The organism is Streptomyces sp. NPDC048278, from assembly GCF_040652195.1.
In the GTDB taxonomy this organism is placed as follows: domain Bacteria; phylum Actinomycetota; class Actinomycetes; order Streptomycetales; family Streptomycetaceae; genus Streptomyces.
Genome location: NZ_JBEZLP010000036.1, coordinates 76,448 through 98,458, shown reverse-complemented (window position 1 = coordinate 98,458; position 22,011 = coordinate 76,448). Strand labels below are relative to the sequence as shown.

The window sequence follows — 22,011 nt, the reverse complement described above, 5'->3', positions numbered from 1 at the left end:
CCGCGCCCCTGAAAAACAAAAACCCAGCCGCGGACAGTCACACCACCCCGGACCGGCAGGGGCTGCTCGCGCAGTTCCCCGCGCCCCTGAAAAACAAAAACCCAGCCGCGGACAGTCACACCACCCCGGACCGGCAGGGGCTGCTCGCGCAGTTCCCCGCGCCCCTGAAAAACAAAGACGTAGCTGCGGGCAGGCGTGTCGCTGGGGCGGCGCGGGTGGGCGCGGCGGTGCCTCGTGAGCGTGGGCGGGTGAGACTCCCCGTCCTGCGGCACCAGCGCCGCTCCCCCGTGCACCCCGGTGCCTGGTGGCTCTGGTCGCTGTCGTTGGGGGTGGCGGCGTCGAGGACGACCAATCCGCTTCTGCTGGGGCTGCTCGTCGCGGTCACCGGGTACGTCGTGGCCGTGTGCCGCAGCCGGACCGCGCCCTGGTCGCGCTCGTACGCCGCGTTCGTCAGGCTCGGCCTCGCCGTGCTCCTCGTGCGCCTCGCGTTCACCGTCGTCCTCGGGTCCCCCGTCCCCGGTGCGCACACCCTCGTCACCCTCCCCGAAGTCCCGTTGCCGCACTGGGCCCAGGGCATCCGCCTCGGTGGCCGGGTCACCGCCGAGGCACTCGTCTTCGCGCTCTACGACGGCCTCAGGATCGCCGCCCTCCTCATCTGCGTCGGTGCCGCGAACACGCTCGCGAGCCCGGCCCGGCTGCTCAAGTCCCTCCCCGGCGCCCTGTACGAGCTCGGCGTGGCCGTCGTCGTCGCGCTCACCTTCGCTCCGCACCTGGTCGCCGACGTGCAGCGGCTGCGGGCCGCCCGGCGGTTGCGCGGCCGGCCCGATTCCGGTGTCCGCGGTCTGATGCAGGTGGGGCTCCCGGTCCTGGAGAGCGCGCTGGAGCGTTCGGTCGCTCTCGCCGCCGCGATGGACGCGCGCGGGTACGGCCGCAGCGCCGACGTCCCGGACCGGGTGCGCCGTACGACGGCCGGGCTCACCCTCGGCGGTCTGCTCGGCGTCTGCGCGGGGCTGTACGGGCTGCTCAGCGCCGAGGGGGGCGGCTACGGGCTGCCTCTTCTGCTGGCCGGGGTGGCCGCCGCGCTGGCGGGGCTGCGGCTCGGTGGCCGGCGTTCCCCGCGCACCCGGTACCGGCCGGACCCGTGGGACGCGCGCGCCTGGCTGGTGTCCGGGGCGGGGGCCGCCGTCGCCGCGCTGCTCACCCTGGCGTCCGTCCGCGACCCGGCGGCCCTGCAACCAGGGGTCGTACCGCTGGTCGCCCCCACGCTTCCGCTGTGGCCCGGGGCCGCCGTGCTGCTCGGTCTGCTGCCCGCGCTCGTCGTGCCGAAGGAGCCGTCGTGATCCGCTTCGAGAACGTCTCCGTGACGTACGAGGGCGCGGCCCGGTCCGCCGTCCAGGGCGTCGACTTCGAGGTGCCGGAGGGTGAACTGGTCCTGCTGGTGGGCCCGTCCGGGACCGGGAAGTCGACGGTGCTGAACTCCGTGAGCGGGCTGGTGCCGCACTTCACCGGCGGCACCCTGCGCGGGCGGGTGACGGTCGCCGGCCGGGACACCCGTACCCATCGGCCGCGGGAACTCGCCGACGTGGTGGGCACGGTGGGGCAGGATCCGCTCGCCCACTTCGTGACCGACACCGTGGAGGACGAACTCGCCTACGGGATGGAGTCGTTGGGGATCGCCCCGGCCGTGATGCGGCGGCGGGTGGAGGAGACCCTCGATCTGCTGGGGCTCGACGGGCTGCGGGACCGGGCCATCGCCACGCTCTCGGGCGGGCAACGGCAGCGGGTCGCGATCGGGTCGGTGCTCACCCCGCATCCCGCGGTCCTGGTGCTCGACGAGCCGACCTCCGCCCTCGACCCGGCCGCCGCCGAGGAGGTGCTGGCCGTGCTCCAGCGGCTGGTGCACGACCTGGGGACGACGGTGCTGCTGGCCGAACACCGGCTGGAGCGGGTCGTGCAGTACGCCGACCGGGTCGTGCTGCTGCCGGGGGACGGGGCCGCGCCGGTGTGCGGGACGCCCGCCGAGGTGATGGCCGTGTCGCCGGTGTGCCCGCCGGTGGTGGAGCTGGGGCGGCTGGCCGGGTGGTCGCCGCTGCCGATGACCGTGCGGGACGCCCGGCGGCGGGTGGCGGCGGACGGCCTGCGGGAACGCCTCGCCGGACGCCTCGCCGGCGGTTCCGCGGCCGACCCTCCGTGCGAGCCTGCGACCGGCTCCGGGGCAGTCGTCGGAGCCCCCCTCGCCGAGGTCCGCTCCCTCGGTGTCCGTCGGGGCCGGGTCGACGCGCTGCGGGGCGTCGATCTGACCGTGGCCGCCGGGGAGACCGTCGCGCTCATGGGGCGCAACGGGGCCGGGAAGTCCACGCTGCTGGGCGCCCTGGTCGGGCTCGTGGAGCCGGGCTCCGGCGCGGTGCGGGTCGGCGGCGCGGTGCCGCACCGTACCCGCCCGCGCGACCTCGTACGCCTGGTCGGGCTGGTCCCGCAGGAACCCCGTGACCTGCTGTACGCCGACACGGTCGGTGCCGAGTGCGCGGCAGCCGACCGGGACGCGGGGGCCGCGGCGGGGACCTGCCGACGGCTGGTGTCGGACCTGTTGCCCGGGGTCGCCGACGACACGCACCCGCGTGATCTCTCCGAGGGGCAGCGGCTCGTTCTGGCGCTCGCCGTCGTGCTCACCGCCCGGCCGCCGCTGCTCCTGCTCGACGAGCCGACCCGGGGCCTGGACTACGCGGCGAAGGCCCGGCTGGTGGACGTGGTGCGCGGGCTCGCCGCCGACGGGCACGCGGTGGTGCTGGCCACGCACGACGTGGAGCTGGCCGCGGAGCTCGCGCACCGGGTGGTGCTGCTCGCGGAGGGCGAGGTCATCGCGGACGGGCCGACCGACGACATCGTCGTCTCCTCGCCGTCCTTCGCGCCGCAGGTGACGAAGATCCTCGCCCCGCAGCGGTGGCTCACCGTGTCCCAGGTCCGCGAGGCCCTGGCATGACCGGCCCGGTGCGGCTCGGCCCCCGCTCCCTCGCCGCGCTCCTCCTGGTCAGCGCGGTCGGGGTGGTGGCCGTCGGCTGGCCGTTCCTCGCCCCGCCGTCCTCGCGGATCGCCTCGCACGCCGAGGACGCGCCGTGGCTCTTCGCGGGCCTGCTGGTGCTGCTGGTCGCCGTGCTCGCGGCGACGATCTCGGAGTCGGGGCTGGGTCCGAAGGCGGTGGCCATGCTGGGCGTGCTGGCCGCGACCGGGGCCGCGCTGCGGCCGGTCGGTGCCGGGACCGCCGGGATCGAGCCGATGTTCTTCCTGATGGTGCTGAGCGGGCGGGTGCTCGGGCCGGGCTTCGGGTTCACCCTGGGCTCGCTCACCATGTTCGCGTCGGCGCTGCTCACCGGCGGGGTCGGGCCGTGGCTGCCGTTCCAGATGCTGGCGATGGGCTGGTTCACGATGGGGGCCGGGCTGCTGCCGGGCGCCGGGCGGCTGCGCGGCCGGGGTGAGCTGGCCCTGCTGGCGGGGTACGGCTTCCTGGCCGCGTTCGGCTACGGCCTGGTCGTCGACCTGGCCGGGTGGCCGCTGCTGGCCGGCAACGCCTCGAACCTCGCCTTCGACCCGCACGCCGGGCCCGCCGCCAACCTGGCCCGCTTCCTCGCCTACAGCCTGGCCACCGCCATGGGCTGGAACCTGGGCCGGGCCCTGTGCACGGTCGTCCTCACCCTCCTCCTCGGTCCGGCGCTGCTGCGGGCGCTGCGCCGGGCCACCCGGCGGGCCGCCTTCGAGACCGCGGTCACATTCGACGCTCCCGGGACGTGAGCCGTCGTACGCGCCCGGTGACGCGACCGGTGAAGCACCCCACATGACGCACGTCACCTACGATCCGGAACAGTAGTCAGACTTTTCCGTTATGCCCGTTTTGCCACCTCGGCTGACCTGCGGTTTGAGAGCCACGCCACACAACGGACCAAACCCTCCTATGCGACCACCACTAGTAAAAGGGGTGATTGCGGACGGCTTTCCGGCCTGCTTGTCTGGACGACGTCGCCAGGCACCACGAGCCCCCAGCGGGCCGCGGCGCCGACGCACACGGACAGCCCCCAGGGGGTGGTTCCGGAGCACACGGCGACTCCCTGTCCCCGACGAACGAGGTTCTCCGTGTCCGTGTCCTTCATCCGCCGCATCGCTTCCCCGAAGAAGGCCCTCACCACCGCCGCCGTGGCCGCTGCCGCCGCCGGCATGGCCCTGACCGCGGCGCCCGCCCAGGCCGCCACCACGTCGGCCTCCTCCGCCCAGGCGATCGCGCACAAGATGATTCCGGACGCCGCGCAGTTCAACGCCTTCAGCAAGATCGTCTCGCACGAGAGCGGCTGGAACCCCTCCGCCACCAACTCCTCCTCCGGCGCCTACGGCCTGGTCCAGGCCCTGCCCGGCGCGAAGATGGCGTCTGCCGGCTCCGACTGGAAGACCAACCCCGCCACCCAGATCAAGTGGGGTCTGGACTACATGAACTCCCGCTACGGCAGCCCGACCGCCGCCTGGAGCTTCTGGCAGGCCAACGGCTGGTACTGAGCCCAGCCGACCCGCGCGCACCCGCGGTCGATCGCGGCCGAGCCGCGCACCCGCCGCTGATCCCCGGCGCCGCGCGCCCCTGAACCCCGGCACCCTCGCCCCCCCTCCTGGGGCGAGGGTGCCGACGTATGTCCGGACACCGCCGAAGGGGGCGGTGACCGGTGTCTCGGGGGAGGCAGGAACGGGGCGTAGGGAGGGGGTGCTCCTGCCTCCCTCGGGACGGGCCGGCGGCGCCGGGAGCCGTCGGCCCGGGTCCGGAGGGGGGTGGTGAAGGGGGCGACGAAGGCGGTCTAGGCCGTGGTGACCCGGAGGTGTTTCACGCCGTTGATCCACGCCGAGCGGAGCCGGTCCGGCTCGCCGGTCAGGCGCAGGTCCGGCATGGCGTCGGCGATCGCGTTGAAGATCAGGTCGATCTCCAGGACGGCCAGGGACTTGCCGAGGCAGTAGTGCGGGCCACCGCCGCCGAAGCCGAGGTGGGGGTTGGGGTCGCGGGTGATGTCGAAGTCGTCGGGGTCGGTGAAGACCTCGGGGTCGTGGTTGGCGGAGGCGTAGAAGACGCCGACCCGGTCGCCCTTGCGGATCAGCTTGCCGCCCAGTTCGGTGTCCTGGGTGGCGGTCCGCTGGAAGGAGTTGACCGGGGTCGCCCAGCGGACGATCTCCTCGGCCGTGGTCGCCGGGCGCTCGCGCTTGTAGAGGTCCCAGGCCTCGGGGTGGGTCAGGAACGCGTGCATGCCGTGGGTGATGGCGTTGCGGGTGGTCTCGTTGCCGGCCACCGCGAGCATCAGCACGAAGAAGCCGAACTCGTCGGAGTTGAGGTTGCCCTCGTCCTCGGCGGCGACCAGCGTGGAGACGATGTCCTTGGCCGGGCACTGCTTGCGGTCGGCCGCCATGTTCATCGCGTAGGCGATCAGCTCGGTGGCGGACTCGGCGCCCACCGCCTCGGTGATCGCGTACTCCGGGTCGTCGTACGAGATCATCTTGTTGGACCAGTCGAAGATCTTGGCCCGGTCGTCCTGCGGGATGCCGATCAGTTCCGCGATCGCCTGGAGGGGGAGCTCGCAGGCGACCTCGGTGACGAAGTCGAAGGGTCCCGAGTGGGCGCGGGCCGCCTCGACGATCGCCCCGGCGCGGGAGCGCAGCCGCTCCTCCAGGGCGCGGATCGAGCGCGGGGTGAAGCCGCGCTGGATGATCTGGCGGACCCGGGTGTGCTCGGGCGGGTCCATGTTCAGCAGGATCAGCCGCTGGGCGTCGATGGCGTCGCGCTGCATGTGCTCGCCGAAGCGGATGATCGCCGTGTTGAGCCAGGAGGAGAAGAGCTCGGGGTGCGTGGAGACGTACTTGACGTCCGCGTGCCGGGTGACGGCCCAGTAGCCGTCGTCCGCGAACCCGGCGAGGCCGTGCGGCTGTTCGAACCAGCGGACCGGTTCGGCCTGGCGCAGTGCGGCGAACTCCGGGAGCGGCACCCGGTGATGGAGCAGATCGGGGTCGGTGAGGTCGAACCCGTCGGGCAGCGCGGGACAGGGCATGGCGACTCACTCCCACCGTGTACGGATCTGGACGTGTCGGCGTTCCGACGGCCGTTCCGACAGCCGTTCTGACGGACCATCAGAAATGCCGGTTGCCGTGAAGGTAATAACGGGTTCTACAACTCGCAAGGGGCACGGTCACCCCAATTGCATGCACCCCTCTTGCGGTTGTGGACGGCCTGTCAGCAGACTGCACCCAGAACTAGTACGCGTTCTAGTTCTGCGTGGCGGGCCGGGCCGGGACGCCCCTGCGCCGCGCGGGTGACCGAGGAGAGGACCGAGCCCCCATGGCCGCGGAACCCGTGATCGTCGAAGCCGTACGCACCCCCATCGGCAGGCGCGGCGGCGCGCTCGCCAACCTGCATCCCGCCTACCTCCTGGGCGAGACCTACCGTGAACTCCTCGGCCGCACCGGCATCCCCGCCGACGCGGTCGAGCAGATCGTCGGCGGCACGGTGACCCACGCCGGCGAGCAGTCCATGAACCCCGCGCGTACGGCCTGGCTGACCATGGGGCTGCCCTACGAGACCGCGGCCACCACCGTCGACTGCCAGTGCGGCTCCTCGCAGCAGGCCTCGCACATGACCGCCAACATGATCGCCGCCGGGGTCATCGACGTCGGGATCAGCTGCGGGGTCGAGGCGATGTCCCGCGTACCGCTGGGCTCCGGCTCCAAGCACGGGCCGGGCAAGCCGTTCCCCGACGAGTGGAACGTCGACCTGCCCAACCAGTTCGAGGCCGCCGAACGCATCGCCCGCAACCGGGGCCTGACCAGGGAGGACGTCGACGCGCTCGGGCTGCTCTCGCAGGAGCGGGCGGGGCACGCCTGGGCCGAGGAACGCTTCAAGCGCGAGACCTTCGCCGTCCAGGTGCCGACGACGGAGGAGGAGCAGCACGCCGGGCAGGGCATGTGGCGCCTCGTCGACCGGGACGAGGGGCTGCGGGACACGTCGGCGGAGGCGCTGGCGGGCCTCAAGCCGGTCATGCCCACCGCCGTCCACACGGCGGGCAACTCCTCCCAGATCTCGGACGGCGCCGCCGCCATCATGTGGGCGTCGAAGCGGATGGCACGCGCCCTGAAACTCCGCCCCCGGGCCCGGATCGTCGCCCAGGCCCTGGTCGGCGCCGACCCGCACTTCCACCTCGACGGCCCGATCGACGCGACCCGCGCGGTGCTCGGCAAGGCCGGCATGACCCTCAAGGACATCGACCTGGTCGAGATCAACGAGGCGTTCGCGTCGGTGGTGCTGAGCTGGGCCCAGGTCTTCGAGCAGAACCTCGACAAGGTCAACGTCAACGGCGGCGCGATCGCCCTCGGCCACCCGGTGGGCGCCACCGGCGCCCGCCTCATCACCACCGCCCTGCACGAACTGGAGCGCACGGACAAGGAGTTCGCCCTGGTCACGATGTGCGCGGGCGGCGGGCTTGCGACTGGGACGATCATCCAGCGGCTCTGAGAAGCGCCTCTGGAGGGGCGCGGGGCCGTATTGAATGTGCGGCTACCGCCGCGTGGGCGCGACCAGCCACGACGGCGCCGCGGCCGAACGACGACACACCGCGGCCCCGTCGACAGGCGTCACCCGGAAGCCGACGCCATCACCGACTCCCGGTCCTCCTTGTCGGCCCCCGAGCCCCCGCGGGGCGCTGCCGCCCGCGGCCCCTGCAACAGGTACCCCACCCCGAAGCCCGCGCCGACCACCGCCGCACCGCCCACCGCGTCCAGGACCCAGTGGTTGCCGGTGCCGATGATGGCGGAGACCGTGAAGAGGGGGTGGATCAGGCCGAGGGCCTTGAGCCACCACCTCGGGGCGACGACGGCGATGACGATCCCGCACCACAGCGCCCAGCCGAAGTGCAGCGAGGGCATCGCCGCGTACTGGTTGGTCAGCTGGGTGAGGGTGCCGTAGTCCGGCTTGGCGAAGTCCTGCGGCCCGTGCACGGTGTCGATGATGCCGAGGCCCGGCATCAGGCGGGGCGGGGCCAGCGGGTAGAGCCAGAAGCCGATCAGGGCGAACCCGGTGGCGAAGCCGAGGGCGGTGCGGGCCCAGCGGTAGTCGACCGGGCGCCGGACGTAGAGGACGGCGAGGACGGTCAGCGGGACCACGAAGTGGAAGGACTCGTAGTAGAAGTCGAGGAAGCTGCGCAGCCAGCCGATGCCGTACACGGTGTGGTTGGCCCAGTGCTCGATGTCGAGGTGCAGGAACCGCTCGATGTCGTAGATCTGGCGCCCGTGGTGCTCGGCGCGGGCCCGCCCCGAGGTGCCGTTGCCGTCCCCGGCGGCGGCGAGCCGTATCTGCTGGTAGGCGAAGTAGACCAGCCGCATCGCGACCAGTTCGAGGAAGAGGTTGGGGCGGGTCAGCACCCGGCGCAGCGAGGGCGCCAGCGGGACCTGCCGGAAGCGGGCCGGGACCGGCTCGGCGTAGTCCGTCGGGACCGGGCGGGCGAACTCCGGGGCGGTCCGGGAGAGGAAGGGCACGAGCGTGGCCGCGGCCAGGGCGGCGAGCAGGATCGTGTTGTCGCGCACGGGTACGAAGAGCGACTGGTTCGGCAGCATCGCCTTGGCGGGCAGCGTCATCACGAGGACGACGACGACCGGCCACACGGTCCGGTCGGCGGCGCGCCGCCCGGCCCGGCCGACCACCGCGAGCAGTACCCACAGCAGCTGGTGCTGCCAGGCCGTCGGCGACACCGCGATCACCGCGCAGCCGGTGATCGCGACCGCGAGCAGTAGCTGCCCGTCCCGGGCGTAGCGCACCGCGCGGCGCAGCGCTACGACGGCCACCGCGGCGCCGAGCGCCAGGAACAGGACGATCTCCAGCGGGCCGCTCAGCCCGAGCCGCAGCAGAGCACCGTGCAGCGACTGGTTGGCGAGCGCGTCCGCCTCGCCGCCGAGACCGGTGCCGGCGATGTGGTGGATCCAGTAGGTGTACGAGTCGTGCGGCAGCGCCGCCCAGGCCAGCACCGTGCAGACGGCGAAGGTCGCGCCGGAGGCGACGGCGGCCCGGCGGCGGCCGGTGAACCACAGCAGCGGGACGAAGAGCAGCAGGGCCGGCTGGAGGGCGGCGGCGAGGCCGACGCACACCCCGCTGTCGCGCTGCCCGCGGGCGGCGAAGCAGCCGAGCAGGACGAGCAGGACCGGGATGATGCTGGTCTGGCCGAGCCAGAGGGTGTTGCGGACCGGCAGCGAGAGCAGCAGCAGGCTGATCGCGACCGGCGCGGCCAGCAGCGAGGTGCGGCGGCTCACCGGCTGGGGCAGCGCACGGGCGGCGACCAGGCCGAGGGCGACCACCAGCAGCAGCGTGCCGAAGGTCCAGCCCCAGCCGAGGGCCTGCTCGGCGGCTCTGGTGAGCGGCTTGAGCACCAGCCCGCCGAAGGGGGTGCCGGTGAACTGCGTCGAGTCGTACAGGGAGCCCTTGACGTGCAGCACGCCGTCGGGGCCGACCCAGGTCTCCAGGTCCGTCAGCCGTTCCCCGCTCGGGGTGGAGAGGACGACGGCCAGCTGCCGTACGACGAGGACCGCGGCCACCGCCCACAGGCCGAGCCGGGCCATTCTGAACCGCACCCCCGCCGCCGCCCCGCCGAAAGCCTCCCCTGCCCGCCCGCTGTGTTCCACGTTCGCCACGCCTCGCCGGCCTCCCGCCCCGTTACGCACACCCGCTGGTCCGCTCGATCGCTCCGAGAACCCTACGAGGCTCCCATCACCTCTGGACAGAGACGCAGGCAACCCCCACTTCACCTGACGTCCGTCCACGTTTTGTCCGGAAGACGACCGTGTCCGAGGGGTGCGGTAGACATCACTGGGCGCGACAAGGATCACAGTGCGCAACGCGCATATCCCTGCGGGAGCGGGCAGACGTCCCTGCGTACAGCGCATTTAGCTGCACTGTGCATGTAAGCGCGTACGCGACGTAACAGCCCCAAGTGCTCCTATCGTCGCTTTTCGTCCCGTCCGCTGCCGTACGGGCCGCGCCCCTGTCCCCGACGAAAGGTAGGCGAGCCCCGTTTTGGCCACCGCCGCAGCAGTCACCCCGTCCGTCCAGCGCCCCGGCCCCCGTACGGCAGCCGCACCCGCCCCGACCGTCACCGACCCCGCGCTGGTGAAGCGTGCCGTGAAGGCGGCGGCGCTCGGCAACGCCATGGAGTGGTTCGACTTCGGCGTCTACAGCTACATCGCGGTGACGCTGGGCAAGGTCTTCTTCCCGTCCGGCAACCCGACCGCCCAGCTGCTGTCCACGTTCGGCGCCTTCGCCGCGGCCTTCCTGGTCCGCCCGCTCGGCGGCATGGTCTTCGGCCCGCTCGGCGACCGCGTGGGCCGCCAGAAGGTCCTCGCCCTCACCGTGATCATGATGGCGGCGGGCACCTTCGCGATCGGCCTGATCCCCTCCTACGCGAGCATCGGCGTCGGCGCCCCGCTCCTGCTCCTCGCCGCCCGCCTGGTCCAGGGCTTCTCCACCGGCGGCGAGTACGCGGGCGCGTCCACCTTCATCGCCGAGTACGCGCCGGACAAGAAGCGGGGCTTCTTCGGCAGCTGGCTGGAGTTCGGCACGCTGGCGGGGTACATCGGCGGCGCGGGCCTGGTCACCCTGATGACGGCACTGCTCTCCTCCGACGACCTCACCTCCTGGGGCTGGCGCGTCCCGTTCCTGATCGCGGGCCCGATGGGCATCATCGGCCTCTACCTGCGGATGCGCCTGGAGGAGACCCCGGCGTTCGCGGCGGAGGTCGAGAAGGCGGAGTCGGCCCGGCCGAAGGTCCCCCTCCGCGAGATGATCACCAGCCAGTGGCCGGCCCTGCTCCTGTGCATGGCCCTGGTGCTGGTCTTCAACGTCACCGACTACATGCTGCTGTCGTACATGCCCAGCTACCTCACCAGTGAGCTGAAGTACGACGAGACGCACGGCCTGCTGGTCGTCCTCGGCGTGATGACGCTGATGATGATCGTCCAGCCGTTCGCCGGGGCCCTCACCGACCGCGTCGGGCGCCGCCCGGTGATCGCGGCGGGCTGTGCGGGCTTCCTGTTCCTCTCCGTCCCGGCGCTCCTCCTGATCCGCCAGGGCAGCCTGCTCGCGGTCGCCCTCGGCATGGGCGCCCTGGGCCTCCTGCTGGTCTGCTTCACGGCAGCGATGCCGGCAGCCCTCCCGGCTCTCTTCCCCACCCGCGTCCGCTACGGCTCCCTCTCCATCGGCTTCAACATCTCGGTCTCCCTGTTCGGCGGCACGACCCCCCTCGTCGTCACCGCCCTCATCGGGGCCACCGGCAACATGATGATGCCCGCCTACTACATGATGGCCGCCGCAGTCGTGGGCGGCTTCGCCGCCTGGCGCATGACAGAAACAGCAGGCAAGCCCCTCCCGGGCTCGGCCCCTTCCATAGAAGCTCCCTGATAGGAGCGCCCGTCAGGGGCGCCCCCTCAGGGGCGCGGGGAACTGCGCGACCACCCCCCACCGGCCCGCACCCGAAGGAACTTCCCCGGCCTCTCCCCCCAGGGGCGCGGGGAACTGCGCAAATCCCCCACTCACCTGCACGTTCGAACGATCGGCCCCGTCGCCCCGTACCGTCGGTAGACAGACGGTGGCTGTCCGGAACGGCCCAGGACCCACGCCCTCCGCTATACCGTCTGTAGTCCTGATCGACGGCAGCGCGGAGGGCATCGGTTCATGATCGGCCAGCGGCTACCCCGCCGACGCACGCGACTCCTCGCGGTCCTCCTCATCCTCACCGGCATCCAGCTCGGCTGGCTCGCCGCCCCCGCCTTCGCCTGCGCCTGCGGCGCCCTCGTCCCCGACGCCGCCCAGCAGGTCACCGTCGGCCGCGAGGAGTCCGTACTGCGCTGGGACGGCACCCGCGAACAGATCGTGATGCGCCTGACGGTCGACGGCGACGCCGACCGCGTCGCCTGGATCATGCCCGTCCCGCACCGCGCCACCGTCGCCCTCGCCGACCCGGCCCTCTTCGACCAGCTGCACAAGCTCACCGCCCCGGCGCACCGCACCCGCCACCACTTCTGGCCCGAGGACGGCGACTGGCCCCTCACCACCGGCAACGCCACCTCCCCCGCCCCGCCCGGCGCTGCCACCGGCGCCCCCCGCGTCGGCGTGGTCGGCCGCCAGCGGCTCGGCCCGTTCGACGTGGCCCAGCTGACCGCCACCGACTCCGGCGCCCTGGACGGCTGGCTGCGCAGCAACGGCTTCCCCTTCCCGCCCCGCCTGAACACCGCGCTCCAGCCCTACGTCGCGGACCACTGGGAGTACGTCGCGGTCAGACTCGCCCCCGAGACCGCGGGCACCGCGCTGCACGGCGCCCTCGACCCGCTCCACCTCGCCTTCGCCAGCGACCGCCCGGTCTACCCGATGCGGCTTTCCGGGCTCGCGGCCACCCCGCAGTCGCTCGGCCTGTACGTGCTGGCCGCGCACCGCATGGAGCCGCGCTCCGCGATCGGCGGCGAACGCCCGCGGGTCGTCTACGCCGGCCGGCTCAGCCGCCCGGCGGGCGAACTGGGCGAGCTGGCCGCCGGCACCCCGTACCTGACGGCGATCGGCCAGGAGTTCCCGTACCCGTCCCGGATCTCCGCCGACCACGTGCTGCGGCGGGCGGCCTCGGACACCCCGTTCCAGCAGGTCGTCTACGAGGACCGGCTGCGCAAGGTGGCCGGGATCCCGGCGTGGCTGCTGACGATCGGCGCCGCACTGCTCCTGGTCGTCACCACCGCCTCGCTGACAGCCGTACGACGCTCCCGCCGCCCGGCCCCGCCACCCCCTCCGACCCAGCCCCCCACACCGCCGACACCTCCGCTGCAGCCCCCGCCCGGACCGCCGACACCCCCTGCGCCGATCGGCTGAGTCAGCCGGCGGGCAGCTGCTTCGGCAGCACAACGACAGGTTCACTCGGTCGGGTGCAGCACAACGAACACATGACGGGTAATCGTCTGCGTGTGCAAGTCTGATGCTCGTGAAGCTGGTGGTGCAGGTCAGGTTGGTACCTACGTCGGTGCAAGCGGCGGCGCTGCAGGCGACTTTGCTGGCCTGCAACGAGGCGGCCAACTGGGTCAGCAGTGTGGCGTTCGAGAAAGATGTGAAGTCCAATTTTTCGCTGCGCGGGCACACCTACCGTCAGATCAAGGCACGGTGGGGGCTGGGGGCCCAGGCCGCCCAACACGTCATCAAGAAGACCTGCGACGCGTATGCCGCGCTGAAAGCGAACTTGAGGGCCGGAAACCTGGGCAGGCCTGGGTCCAGGCGCCACCGCCAAGCGGTGGAGAAGCCGGTAGCCTTCCGTCCGCAGGGTGCACAGCCCTATGACGACCGGATGCTGTCCTGGCAGATCGAGCGGCGCCGGATTTCGATCTGGACGACCGCCGGGCGGATACAGGACGTGGTGTTCACCGCCTCACCGGAGCAGACGGCCACGCTGGCCCTGTACCGCAAGGGCGAGTCCGACCTGCTGTCGCGAGACGGCATGTGGTTCCTGAACGCTACCTGCGAGGTCCCCGAAGCACCGCTGAACACGGATCCGGTGGATTTCCTCGGCATCGACCTGGGCATCGTCAACATCGCCACCACATCCGACGGCGAGATCATGGCCGGACGCCGCCTCAACCGCATCCGCAGCCGGGAGCGCGGGCTGCGCGGGAAGCTACAGAAGAAGAACACCCCGTCCGCCAAGCGCCGTCTGAAGAAGCGACGGCGCAAGGAGGCGCGGTGGGCGAAAGACATCAACCACAAGATCGCGAAGCATGTGGTGGCTGAGGCGGAACGCACCGATCGCGGGATTGCCCTGGAAGACCTTACGGGCATCCACGAACGGGTACGGCTTGCAAAGCCCCAACGGGCCACCCACTCCAGCTGGGCCTTCGCCCAGCTGGGGCAGTTCATCGCGTACAAAGCTCGCAAGGCCGGGGTGCCGGTGGTGCACGTCGATCCGGCGTACACCTCCCGCACCTGCGCCGCGTGCGGGCACATCGACAAGGCGAACCGGGTTTCGCAAGCCTGGTTCGCGTGCCGGTCCTGCGGGTTCGTTGATCACGCAGACCGGAACGGCTCCCGCATCATCCGCGTGCGAGCGTGGGAGTTGTGGCGACGCGGGGCGCAGTCAACCGCCCCAGACCCACCTACCGAAGCCGGGCGTGGGACAGGACGCAAATGCAGCACCACAGCCAGTGGCGCCCGTTGTGCAAGGTCCGGGCCTTCGGTCCAGGACCGTTGACTAGTGCTATCCAGGTAGCTGCCAGTGGGCAGCTACCCGAATATGCGAAAGGCAGCGTACGCATGAGCGGCTCTCAGCTCTGGGACGACGTCGACTTCTACTTCACCAGCCACCTGTCACCGGACGACGAGTCGCTCCAGGCGACCCTGCGGGAGAGTGAGGCGAACGAGCTCCCGCACGTCAACGTCACCGCCAACCAGGGCAAACTGCTCCAGCTCCTCGCCCAGATCCAGGACGCCCGGAACATCCTGGAGATCGGCACCCTCGGCGGCTACAGCACCATCTGGCTGGCCCGCGCCCTGCCCGCCGACGGCAGGCTGATCTCGCTGGAGTACAGCGCCCGGCACGCCGAGGTCGCGGTCCGCAACATCGCCCGCGCGGGCCTGGAGAAGGTCGTCGAGGTGCGGGTCGGGCCCGCCCTGGAGTCGCTGCCCAAGCTCGCCGACGAGAACCCGGCCCCCTTCGACCTGGTCTTCATCGATGCCGACAAGGCCAACAACCCGCACTACGTGGAGTGGGCGCTGCGGCTCACCCGCACCGGCAGCCTGATCATCGTCGACAACGTGGTGCGGGGCGGCCGGGTGGTCGACGCCGAGAGCGCCGAGCCGGACGTGGTCGGCACCCGCGCCGCGATCGAGCTGATCGCGGCGCACCCGAGGCTGACCGGCACGGCGATCCAGACGGTCGGCAGCAAGGGCTACGACGGCTTCGCGCTGGCGCGCGTCCTCGACTGACCCTGCTGTTGCTCAACCCTCCAGGTAGAAGCCCACGTTGACGCTGCGCGGGGCGGTGCGGTCCCGGATGACGATCTCGCCGGAGCCGCCCCGGGGCAGTGCGACCGTGCCGCCGTAGGCGATGGCCTGGGCGTACTCGCCGACGGTCAGCAGCACCTCGGAGGACGGTTCGGCCTGGGAGCCGCGCAGCCAGCTGACGTGCCAGCCGCCCTCGGGCCCGCACAGGAACTCCAGGTGTACCCGGGAGACGAACAGCCAGTCGTCGGGCGTCGCGAGCCGGCAGGCGGCGGCGTCGCGGCCCACCCGCAGCGCGGCACCCGGCTCGCTGGGCGCGTCGGCCATGAGCATGCCGGCCGTCTCGCCCGCTTCTCCGGACACGGCGGCCATGGTGAGTTCGAGCACGTGCGTTCCCCCTGCGCGTTCCTGAATCCTTCGTGATCCGTCGTGGATCTCCGGCGCATGATAAAACGCCCGGCCGCGCCACGTCCGGCACAATGAAGTCATGACCGAGCGAAAGCCACCCGGGGTGCCGTTCGAGTCCTGGGTCGACAGGCAGATCCAAGACGCCCAGCGGCGCGGCGAGTTCGACGGACTGCCGGGCGCGGGCGAGCCGTTGCCGGCCGCCCTGGAGGCGCCGTACGACGAACTGTGGTGGATCAAGCGGAAGATGGCCCGCGAGGGCCTGTCGGTCCTGCCACCGACACTCGCCCTCCGCAAGGAGGCCGAGGACGCCCTGACGGCGGCCTACGCGGCCCCCTCGGAACGGATCGTCCGCAAGATCATCACCGACGTCAACGTCAAGATCCGCGACATGATGTTCAAACCCCCGCCCGGCCCCCCGCTGGGCAGGAAGCCGTACGACGTCGAGGAGGTCGTACGGCAATGGCGCAAGCGCCGGGAGCCGACGGACACGACGGCACCGGAGCCGGAGCCGGAGTCCCCGGCGTAGCAACCACGAGGTCGCGGGTGCCCTGCTTGCCCTGGTTCCCGGGAACTTCTCAACCGACCGTCCCTGCCGTCGGGTTCTGCGGCTGTTCGCGTTCCGTGCCGCACAGTTCGTCGGTCAGTTCCTTCACGAGGCGGTCGAGGTCGGTGGGCCGGTCCGGGGTCCACCAGTCGCCGAGGAGGTCGGCGAGGGAGTCCTCGCGGGCCCTGGCGAGGCGGTCGGCGACCTCGCGGCCCTGTTCGGTGAGGGTCAGGTCGAGGCCCAGGCGGTCGGCGAGGTGCTGCTCCTCCAGCTGGCGGGCGCCGGCCAGGACGACGTTCATCGGGACGGGGCCGCGCTCGGCGAGCCGTCCCGGCTCCACCGAGCCGTACTTGCGGATCCGCAGCAGCAGCCAGCCGGAGGCGGGGAGCAGGCCGTCGTACCCGGCCCGCGTGTTGATCTTCCGGTAGACCTGCCGGCGCCCCTCCCGGGTGCCGAGCAGGGAGAGCGCCCGGGAGCACTCGTCGTACGACGACCGCTGGACCGGGTTGGGCGGGATGGTCTCGGAGGCGTCCGGCGCGGTGACCGAGCCGCGCAGCCGGTCCTCCTTGAGGAACCAGGCGAGGACGAAGCCGAGGAGCGCCACCGGGGCGGCGTACAGGAAGACGTCGGTGATCGAGGACGCGTACGCGTGCAGGGCCGCCGGGCGCAGCGCGGGCGGCAGGGCGGCGATCCCGCGCGGGTCGGCCTTGAGGGCGGACGGGGAGACGCCGGGCGGGAGGTGGACGCCCCGGAAGGCGTCGGCGAGCTTGTCGGCGAGCCGGCCCGCGAAGACGGAACCGAAAATCGCCACGCCGAAGGAGGCCCCGATGGAGCGGAAGAACGTCGCGCCGGAGGTGGCGACGCCGAGGTCCTCGTACGAGACGGAGTTCTGGACTATGAGCACCAGCACCTGCATGACCAGCCCGAGGCCCAGGCCGAAGACGAAGAAGTAGGCGCTCATCTCGGCGGTCGGGCTGTGCTCGTCGAGCCGGTGCAGGAGCAGCAGCCCGATGGTGGTCACGCCGGTGCCGGCGACCGGGAACACCTTCCAGCGCCCGGTGCGGCTGACGATCTGCCCGGAGAGCGTGGACGACAGCAGCAGGCCGATCACCATCGGCAGCATGTGCACGCCCGACAGGGTCGGCGAGATGCCCTGCACGACCTGGAGGAACGTCGGCAGATAGGTCATCGCGCCGAACATCGCGAACCCGACGATGAAGCTGATCACGGCCGCGAGGGTGAAGGTGCGGACACCGAAGAGCTGCAGCGGGAGCACGGGTTCGGCGGCCCGCCGCTCGACGGCGACGAAGACGACGGCGAGGACCGCCCCGACGACCACGAGCCCGATGATCCGCGCCGACCCCCACGCCCACGTCGTCCCGCCCAGCGAGGCCACCAGCACCAGGCAGGTGGCGACGGCGGCGATCAGGAAGGTGCCGAGGTAGTCGATGACGTGGTGGGCGGTCCGGCGCGGGATGTGCAGCGCGGCGGCGATCACCGCGAGCGCGACGACGCCGACGGGCAGGTTGACGTAGAACACCCAGCGCCAGCTCAGCTGCTCGGTGAGCACCCCGCCGAGCAGCGGCCCGAGCACACTGGTCGCACCGAAGACGGCACCGAACAGCCCCTGGTAGCGCCCCCGTTCGCGTGGCGGCACGAGGTCGCCCACGATCGCCATCGACAGCACCATCAGCCCGCCGCCGCCCAGCCCCTGGAGGGCACGGAAGCCGATCAGCTCCCCCATGTTCCGGGCCATCCCGCACAGCGCGGACCCGACGAGGAAGATCACGATCGCGAGCTGGAAGAGCCGCTTGCGCCCGTACTGGTCGCCGAGCTTGCCCCACAGCGGGGTGGCGGCGGTGGAGGCCAGCAGGTAGGCGGTGACCACCCACGACAGGTGCTCGAGCCCCCCGAGGTCGCTGACGATCGTCGGCAGCGCCGTCGACACGATCGTCTGGTCCAGCGCGGCCAGCAGCAGCCCGAGCAGCAGCGCGCCGATCGGGACCAGCACGTTGCCGGGTACCCGCTCCGCGTCCTTCGCCGGGGTGCGCGTCGTTTCCAGGGCCATGGAGACCTCCCGGGGCTTTCGGCCATCTTCCATCGTGGACGGTGTCACCCGGTATGGCCCGTCGAGTCCTTTTGGGTGCCCATGAGACAAGGGGTTCGGGCGAACGTACGTGTGGGTGCTCTGCATAAGCTGTGGAGCTCGTGAGGGGGAGGATCGTGAGGGGAGGGACGGACTCCGTGACGGACGCGACGGGGAGCGGGGGGCACCAGTGCCCGGAGTGCGGGACGCCCAAGGGACCGGACGGTTCCCCCTCCTGCGACTGCAACCGGCGCACCGCCGACGCATTGCGCGACGCGCGTACGGCCGAACAGGCGGCGGCGGAGGACTTCGACCCGCTGCGGATACGGCCGTACGTGGCCATCGAGGCGGACGCGGACGCTGACGCGGGCGACCGTGCTGCTGACGGCGACGGTGACGGCGACCGCGCTGCCGACGCCGACGCCGACGCCGGGGAGACTGCCCCGCTGCCGGTGGTGACGGAGCCGTCGGCCGTGCCGGTCGCGGCCGAGGCGACGGTGCCGTTGCGCGCGGTGGCCGCCGACCTGGTCGAGGCGGCTCCCGCGCGGCCCTCGCGCCGACTGCCCCGGTGGGCCCTGCTGGCGGCGGTCGCCGGGGCGGTGGTCGGGATCTTCGCGGTGGCGGGGTTCGCGGGCGGGCTGTTCGCCCACGTGACGCCGGAGCGGGACACCGCGGGACCGGCGGACGTACGGGAGAGCGTCCCGGACGTGACCCCGAGCACGGCGTCGGCCTCGGCCGCGGCGCCGGCCACCTCGCCGGGGACCTCGCCCCCGGCCACGCCGTCCGGCTCCGCGAGCCCGAGCGCGTCGCGTTCCCCGTCCTCCCCCGCGCCGTCCAGCGCGACGCCCTCCCCGACGCCCTCCCGCTCGGCGACACCGACCGGGTCGGCGTCGACGACGGGCGCGGCGGCCTCGGCGCAGCCCACCTCGGCCCCGGTCCTCCGCCCCGGCGACACGGGGGCGGAGGTGACCGAGTTGCAGCAGCGACTGGCCCAGCTGAACCTCTTCACCGGGAAGGCCGACGGCCACTACGACAGCAAGACCGAGAGCGCGGTCCGCACGTACCAGCTGGCGCGGGGGATCCTGTCGGACGAGTCGGGGGTGTACGGGGCGGCTACGCGGGCGGCGCTGGAGTCGGAGACGACGGAGCCGTAGGGGGGCGGGCCGACGGGGGGGTGGTTCCGGTACGGGTGTGGCTGGAGGCCCGTGGGGGCCGGCCGCGCGGTTCCCCGCGCCCCCTACGGGGCGCTGTTCAGCCGTGACCTGTGGAAACGGGCCTCAGGACAGTGCGGTCTTCGCCGAGTTCCACAGCACGCCGCGGTTCACGCGGTCGGGATACAGGCGGACCATCGCCTCGTAGAGCTCGGTGTAGCTGTTCGCCGTCCCCGCAGCGGCGGTGAAGTCCTCGATGTAGCGGCGGGTCCGGCCGATGTCGTCCGGGCTGTCCTCGTCGCCGTCGCGCTTGTGGCCCGAGACCACGGAGGCCGGACGCAGGTCCGCGAGGACGTCGAGCGCGCGCAGCCACTGCCGCGCACCGCCTCCCTTCGCTTCGCCGAGGTACAGATGGACGTCGCCGTAGACCGCGTCACCGGCCACCACCAGGCCGATGGAGGGCACGTGCAGGAGGCTGGTGCCGTCGGTGTCCGTGTGGCCGAGCTCGATCGCGTGCAGCTCCTCGCCCTCCAGTGCGATCCGGCCGTCGGGCAGTGGCTCGGGGACCAGGTGCCGGTCGGAGATCTGGTCCGGGAAGCGCGGCTGCCAGACCCCGTCGAACCAGGCGGAGCCCCACTGCCCCGCCGCGTGGGCCGACACGTCCGCCGCGGCGACCAGCCGGGCCCGCGGGAAGCGGTCGAGCACCGCGGGTGCCCCGAAGAAGTGGTCGCCGTGCGCGTGGGTGACGAAGATCGTGGTCACGTTCTTGCCCTGGGCGACGACCCAGTCGGCCAGGCGGCGCGACTCGTCCACGGTCAGCAGCGGATCCACCAGGACGGCGTCCCGCTCGCCGTAGATCAGCGTCGACGTCGTCGGGGACCACATCCGTCGGTCCTCGCCCGGCGGGAGGTCGTCCGACACCGCCGGCTTGGGCGGAGCGACATGGACGATGTAACCGAGTGCGGCCATGGTGACTCCCGCGGTCACGGACAGTACGCCAGCCGAGCCCAGCCGACGAGCGAGGCCGGACCTCAGCGGCCGGAACTATTCAAACCCACCGATTTCCCGCGCTATAGACAGTAGCCGCGTCTCAGCCGGGCCACCACTTTCCCCGGACGGGCATCGGCAGGTCACGCCCGAGCCGGAACCGGGTTCCTGCGGCAGGCGTTCCCGGGCGGTGCCCGGCCTCAGCCCTCGTTCACGGTCAGCCGGATCGATCCGCCCTCCAGCGGCTCGACCCGCACCTGCGTCAGGTCTCGCACGACCACGTCCGGCCCGTGCATCCCGGCCCGCGGGCCGACGCCGACGACCCGCATGCCGGCCGCGCGGCCCGCCGCGATCCCCGCGCCGGAGTCCTCGAAGACCACGCAGTCGGCCGGGGCGACGCCCAGCTCCGCGGCGCCCTTCAGGAAGCCCTCGGGGTCCGGCTTGCTGGCGCCCACCGACTCCGCGGTCACCCGCACCGCCGGCAGCGGCAGCCGGGCGGCGGCCATCCGTACCGTGGACAGCGCCACGTCCGCCGAGGTCACCAGGGCGTGCGGCAGCCCCTGGAGGGAGGCGAGGAAGGCCGCGGCGCCGGGGACCTCCACCACGCCCTCCACGTCGGCCGTCTCCTCCGCCAGCATGCGCGCGTTGTCCGCGAGGTTCTGCTTCATCGGCCGGTCCGGCAGCAGCACCGCCATGGACGCGTGCCCCTGGCGGCCGTGCACCACCTTCATGACCTCGTCGCCGTCCAGCCCGTGCCGCTCGGACCAGCGCCGCCAGATGCGCTCGACGACGGCGTCGGAGTTGACGAGGGTGCCGTCCATGTCGAGCAGGAGGGCGCGGGCGGTGAGGACGGTGGCCGTCATCGGGCAGCTCCTATTACACAGGCCGAACGCAGGCCGCGAGCAGGCCGCAAGCAAGTCGTACGCAGGCCGAACGCAGGCCGGGAAAAACAAGGCGGCCCCGCCCGCCGGTCAGGGAAAACGGGCGGGAGCCACTTTGTTTCTCCACGGTACAAAACAGAGGGCCGTTCCCGCCACCGCCTTCGCCGACCGTTCACCCACTCTTCAACCCGGTAGGGGCCGCGGCGAGCCCCCGCTCAGCCCGCGATCGCCTCCCACAGGCTCCACACGCCCAGCGCCAGCATCAGCACGGCGGCGATCTGCGTGATCAGCCGCAGCGGCACCTTCTTCATGAGCGCCTTGCCGCCGACGATGCCGAGTCCGGCCACCGCCCACAGGCCGAGCACGGCGCCGAGGCCGACGGAGAGCGGGTCGTCGTAACGCGCCGCGAGGTTCGCCGTCATGATCTGCGTGAGGTCCCCGAACTCGGCGACCAGGATGAGCATGAACCCGGTGCCGGCGACCTTCCAGAAGGACTGGTCGGCCGGCTTGCGGATCTCCTCGTCCTCCTCGTCCTTCTTCAGCAGCAGCACGGCCGCGCCGCCGAGGAAGAGCACGCCGGTCAGCGCGTGCACGATCTGCTGCGGGAGCAGGGTCAGCACGCTGCCGGCCGCGACGGCGAGCACGACATGCAGGAGGAAGGCCGCGGCGACACCGGCGAAGACGTACGACGCCCGGTAGCGCGTGCCCAGGACGAGACCGGCGAGCGCGGTCTTGTCGGGCAGTTCGGCGAGGAAGATGACGCCGAAGACGAGCGCCGTCACGGTGATGCTGATCAAGGGTCCTCAATCGGTCGGGGCCACCCCACCGAGAGCACCGCACTTCGCAGACGATCACCTCGGCACGGCAGCGCACACGGTCACCCGTGCCGTTGGGCACGGGCGTGCACTGCTTGCCGAAGGTCTCGCTGGCGGCCCCGT

Annotated in this window: 18 protein-coding genes; 11 read left to right on the top strand and 7 right to left on the bottom strand. The window is 72.2% G+C overall.

Translation table 11 applies throughout. The annotated features are described in order from the left end of the window. Positions 1–248: 248 nt before the first annotated feature. From AB0D74_RS41025 to AB0D74_RS41010, 4 genes are all read left to right on the top strand, one after another. The gene (locus tag AB0D74_RS41025) at positions 249–1,340 is read left to right on the top strand and encodes an energy-coupling factor transporter transmembrane protein EcfT (RefSeq protein ID WP_362598886.1); all 1,092 of its coding nucleotides are present in this window, start codon (positions 249–251) and stop codon (positions 1,338–1,340) included. Then, positions 1,337–2,980 carry an ATP-binding cassette domain-containing protein gene (locus tag AB0D74_RS41020; RefSeq protein WP_362598884.1) on the top strand — a complete coding sequence of 548 codons (1,644 nt, stop codon included), beginning with the start codon at positions 1,337–1,339 and terminating at the stop codon, positions 2,978–2,980. The genes AB0D74_RS41025 and AB0D74_RS41020 overlap by 4 nt, the downstream gene beginning before the upstream one ends. Further along, on the top strand, positions 2,977–3,786 hold the full coding sequence (locus AB0D74_RS41015; RefSeq protein ID WP_362598882.1) for an ECF transporter S component: 810 nt from the start codon (positions 2,977–2,979) through the stop codon (positions 3,784–3,786). The genes AB0D74_RS41020 and AB0D74_RS41015 overlap by 4 nt, the downstream gene beginning before the upstream one ends. Positions 3,787–4,125: 339 nt before the next feature. Next, complete coding sequence (locus AB0D74_RS41010) at positions 4,126–4,539, top strand: transglycosylase SLT domain-containing protein (protein ID WP_362598880.1); 414 nt, start codon at positions 4,126–4,128, stop codon at positions 4,537–4,539. A gap of 290 nt (positions 4,540–4,829) precedes the next feature. On the opposite strand, the gene AB0D74_RS41005 is transcribed toward AB0D74_RS41010, so the two are convergent. Next, positions 4,830–6,065: a cytochrome P450 gene (locus AB0D74_RS41005; protein ID WP_362598878.1), complete on the bottom strand. Its 1,236-nt coding sequence runs from the start codon at positions 6,063–6,065 to the stop codon at positions 4,830–4,832. A gap of 287 nt (positions 6,066–6,352) precedes the next feature. On the opposite strand from AB0D74_RS41005, the gene AB0D74_RS41000 reads away from it, so the two are divergent. Further along, on the top strand, positions 6,353–7,522 hold the full coding sequence (locus AB0D74_RS41000; RefSeq protein WP_362598876.1) for a steroid 3-ketoacyl-CoA thiolase: 1,170 nt from the start codon (positions 6,353–6,355) through the stop codon (positions 7,520–7,522). Positions 7,523–7,641: 119 nt separating this feature from the next. Here AB0D74_RS41000 and AB0D74_RS40995 read toward each other — a convergent pair whose 3' ends face one another. Then, positions 7,642–9,687, bottom strand: coding sequence for a bifunctional glycosyltransferase 87/phosphatase PAP2 family protein (locus tag AB0D74_RS40995; protein ID WP_362598874.1), 2,046 nt, complete (start codon positions 9,685–9,687; stop codon positions 7,642–7,644). A gap of 382 nt (positions 9,688–10,069) precedes the next feature. On the opposite strand from AB0D74_RS40995, the gene AB0D74_RS40990 reads away from it, so the two are divergent. The 4 genes from AB0D74_RS40990 to AB0D74_RS40975 all read left to right on the top strand — a co-directional run bounded on the left by AB0D74_RS40990 (position 10,070) and on the right by AB0D74_RS40975 (position 15,001). Further along, entirely contained in the window at positions 10,070–11,449 is a 1,380-nt protein-coding gene (locus tag AB0D74_RS40990; RefSeq protein ID WP_362598872.1) for an MFS transporter, read from the top strand. A 273-nt stretch (positions 11,450–11,722) separates the two neighbouring features. Next, complete coding sequence (locus AB0D74_RS40985) at positions 11,723–12,904, top strand: DUF2330 domain-containing protein (protein WP_362598870.1); 1,182 nt, start codon at positions 11,723–11,725, stop codon at positions 12,902–12,904. Between the two features lie 109 nt (positions 12,905–13,013). Beyond that, complete coding sequence (locus tag AB0D74_RS40980) at positions 13,014–14,267, top strand: transposase (protein WP_362598868.1); 1,254 nt, start codon at positions 13,014–13,016, stop codon at positions 14,265–14,267. A 62-nt stretch (positions 14,268–14,329) separates the two neighbouring features. Beyond that, positions 14,330–15,001 (top strand): O-methyltransferase, encoded by a 672-nt coding sequence (locus tag AB0D74_RS40975; protein WP_362598866.1) that lies wholly within the window; start codon positions 14,330–14,332, stop codon positions 14,999–15,001. Between the two features lie 12 nt (positions 15,002–15,013). Here AB0D74_RS40975 and AB0D74_RS40970 read toward each other — a convergent pair whose 3' ends face one another. Then, positions 15,014–15,403 (bottom strand): hypothetical protein, encoded by a 390-nt coding sequence (locus tag AB0D74_RS40970; protein ID WP_362598864.1) that lies wholly within the window; start codon positions 15,401–15,403, stop codon positions 15,014–15,016. 100 nt (positions 15,404–15,503) lie between these two features. On the opposite strand from AB0D74_RS40970, the gene AB0D74_RS40965 reads away from it, so the two are divergent. After that, on the top strand, positions 15,504–15,950 hold the full coding sequence (locus tag AB0D74_RS40965; protein WP_362598862.1) for a DUF1992 domain-containing protein: 447 nt from the start codon (positions 15,504–15,506) through the stop codon (positions 15,948–15,950). A gap of 49 nt (positions 15,951–15,999) precedes the next feature. Here AB0D74_RS40965 and AB0D74_RS40960 read toward each other — a convergent pair whose 3' ends face one another. Further along, entirely contained in the window at positions 16,000–18,036 is a 2,037-nt protein-coding gene (locus AB0D74_RS40960) for an MFS transporter (RefSeq protein ID WP_362598860.1), read from the bottom strand. A 176-nt stretch (positions 18,037–18,212) separates the two neighbouring features. Between AB0D74_RS40960 and AB0D74_RS40955 the strand changes: the two genes are divergently transcribed. Next, complete coding sequence (locus tag AB0D74_RS40955; protein ID WP_362598858.1) at positions 18,213–19,208, top strand: peptidoglycan-binding domain-containing protein; 996 nt, start codon at positions 18,213–18,215, stop codon at positions 19,206–19,208. Between the two features lie 123 nt (positions 19,209–19,331). On the opposite strand, the gene AB0D74_RS40950 is transcribed toward AB0D74_RS40955, so the two are convergent. The 3 genes from AB0D74_RS40950 to AB0D74_RS40940 form a co-directional block, all read right to left on the bottom strand. Further along, positions 19,332–20,174 carry an MBL fold metallo-hydrolase gene (locus AB0D74_RS40950; RefSeq protein ID WP_362598856.1) on the bottom strand — a complete coding sequence of 281 codons (843 nt, stop codon included), beginning with the start codon at positions 20,172–20,174 and terminating at the stop codon, positions 19,332–19,334. A 218-nt stretch (positions 20,175–20,392) separates the two neighbouring features. After that, positions 20,393–21,055, bottom strand: coding sequence for an HAD-IA family hydrolase (locus AB0D74_RS40945; protein WP_362598853.1), 663 nt, complete (start codon positions 21,053–21,055; stop codon positions 20,393–20,395). A 233-nt stretch (positions 21,056–21,288) separates the two neighbouring features. Continuing rightward, entirely contained in the window at positions 21,289–21,870 is a 582-nt protein-coding gene (locus tag AB0D74_RS40940) for a TMEM165/GDT1 family protein (RefSeq protein WP_362598850.1), read from the bottom strand. Positions 21,871–22,011: the final 141 nt, after the last annotated feature.

Excerpts from the sequence above, each read along its gene's own strand:
- AB0D74_RS40985 (WP_362598870.1), top strand. The coding sequence starts at position 11,723 with ATGATCGGCCAGCGGCTACCCCGCCGACGCACGCGACTCCTCGCGGTC.
- AB0D74_RS41000 (WP_362598876.1), top strand. The coding sequence starts at position 6,353 with ATGGCCGCGGAACCCGTGATCGTCGAAGCCGTACGCACCCCCATCGGC.
- AB0D74_RS41015 (WP_362598882.1), top strand. The coding sequence starts at position 2,977 with ATGACCGGCCCGGTGCGGCTCGGCCCCCGCTCCCTCGCCGCGCTCCTC.
- AB0D74_RS40950 (WP_362598856.1), bottom strand. The coding sequence starts at position 20,174 with ATGGCCGCACTCGGTTACATCGTCCATGTCGCTCCGCCCAAGCCGGCG.
- AB0D74_RS41005 (WP_362598878.1), bottom strand. The coding sequence starts at position 6,065 with ATGCCCTGTCCCGCGCTGCCCGACGGGTTCGACCTCACCGACCCCGAT.
- AB0D74_RS40975 (WP_362598866.1), top strand. The coding sequence starts at position 14,330 with ATGAGCGGCTCTCAGCTCTGGGACGACGTCGACTTCTACTTCACCAGC.
- AB0D74_RS40960 (WP_362598860.1), bottom strand. The coding sequence starts at position 18,036 with ATGGCCCTGGAAACGACGCGCACCCCGGCGAAGGACGCGGAGCGGGTA.
- AB0D74_RS40965 (WP_362598862.1), top strand. The coding sequence starts at position 15,504 with ATGACCGAGCGAAAGCCACCCGGGGTGCCGTTCGAGTCCTGGGTCGAC.
- AB0D74_RS40945 (WP_362598853.1), bottom strand. The coding sequence starts at position 21,055 with ATGACGGCCACCGTCCTCACCGCCCGCGCCCTCCTGCTCGACATGGAC.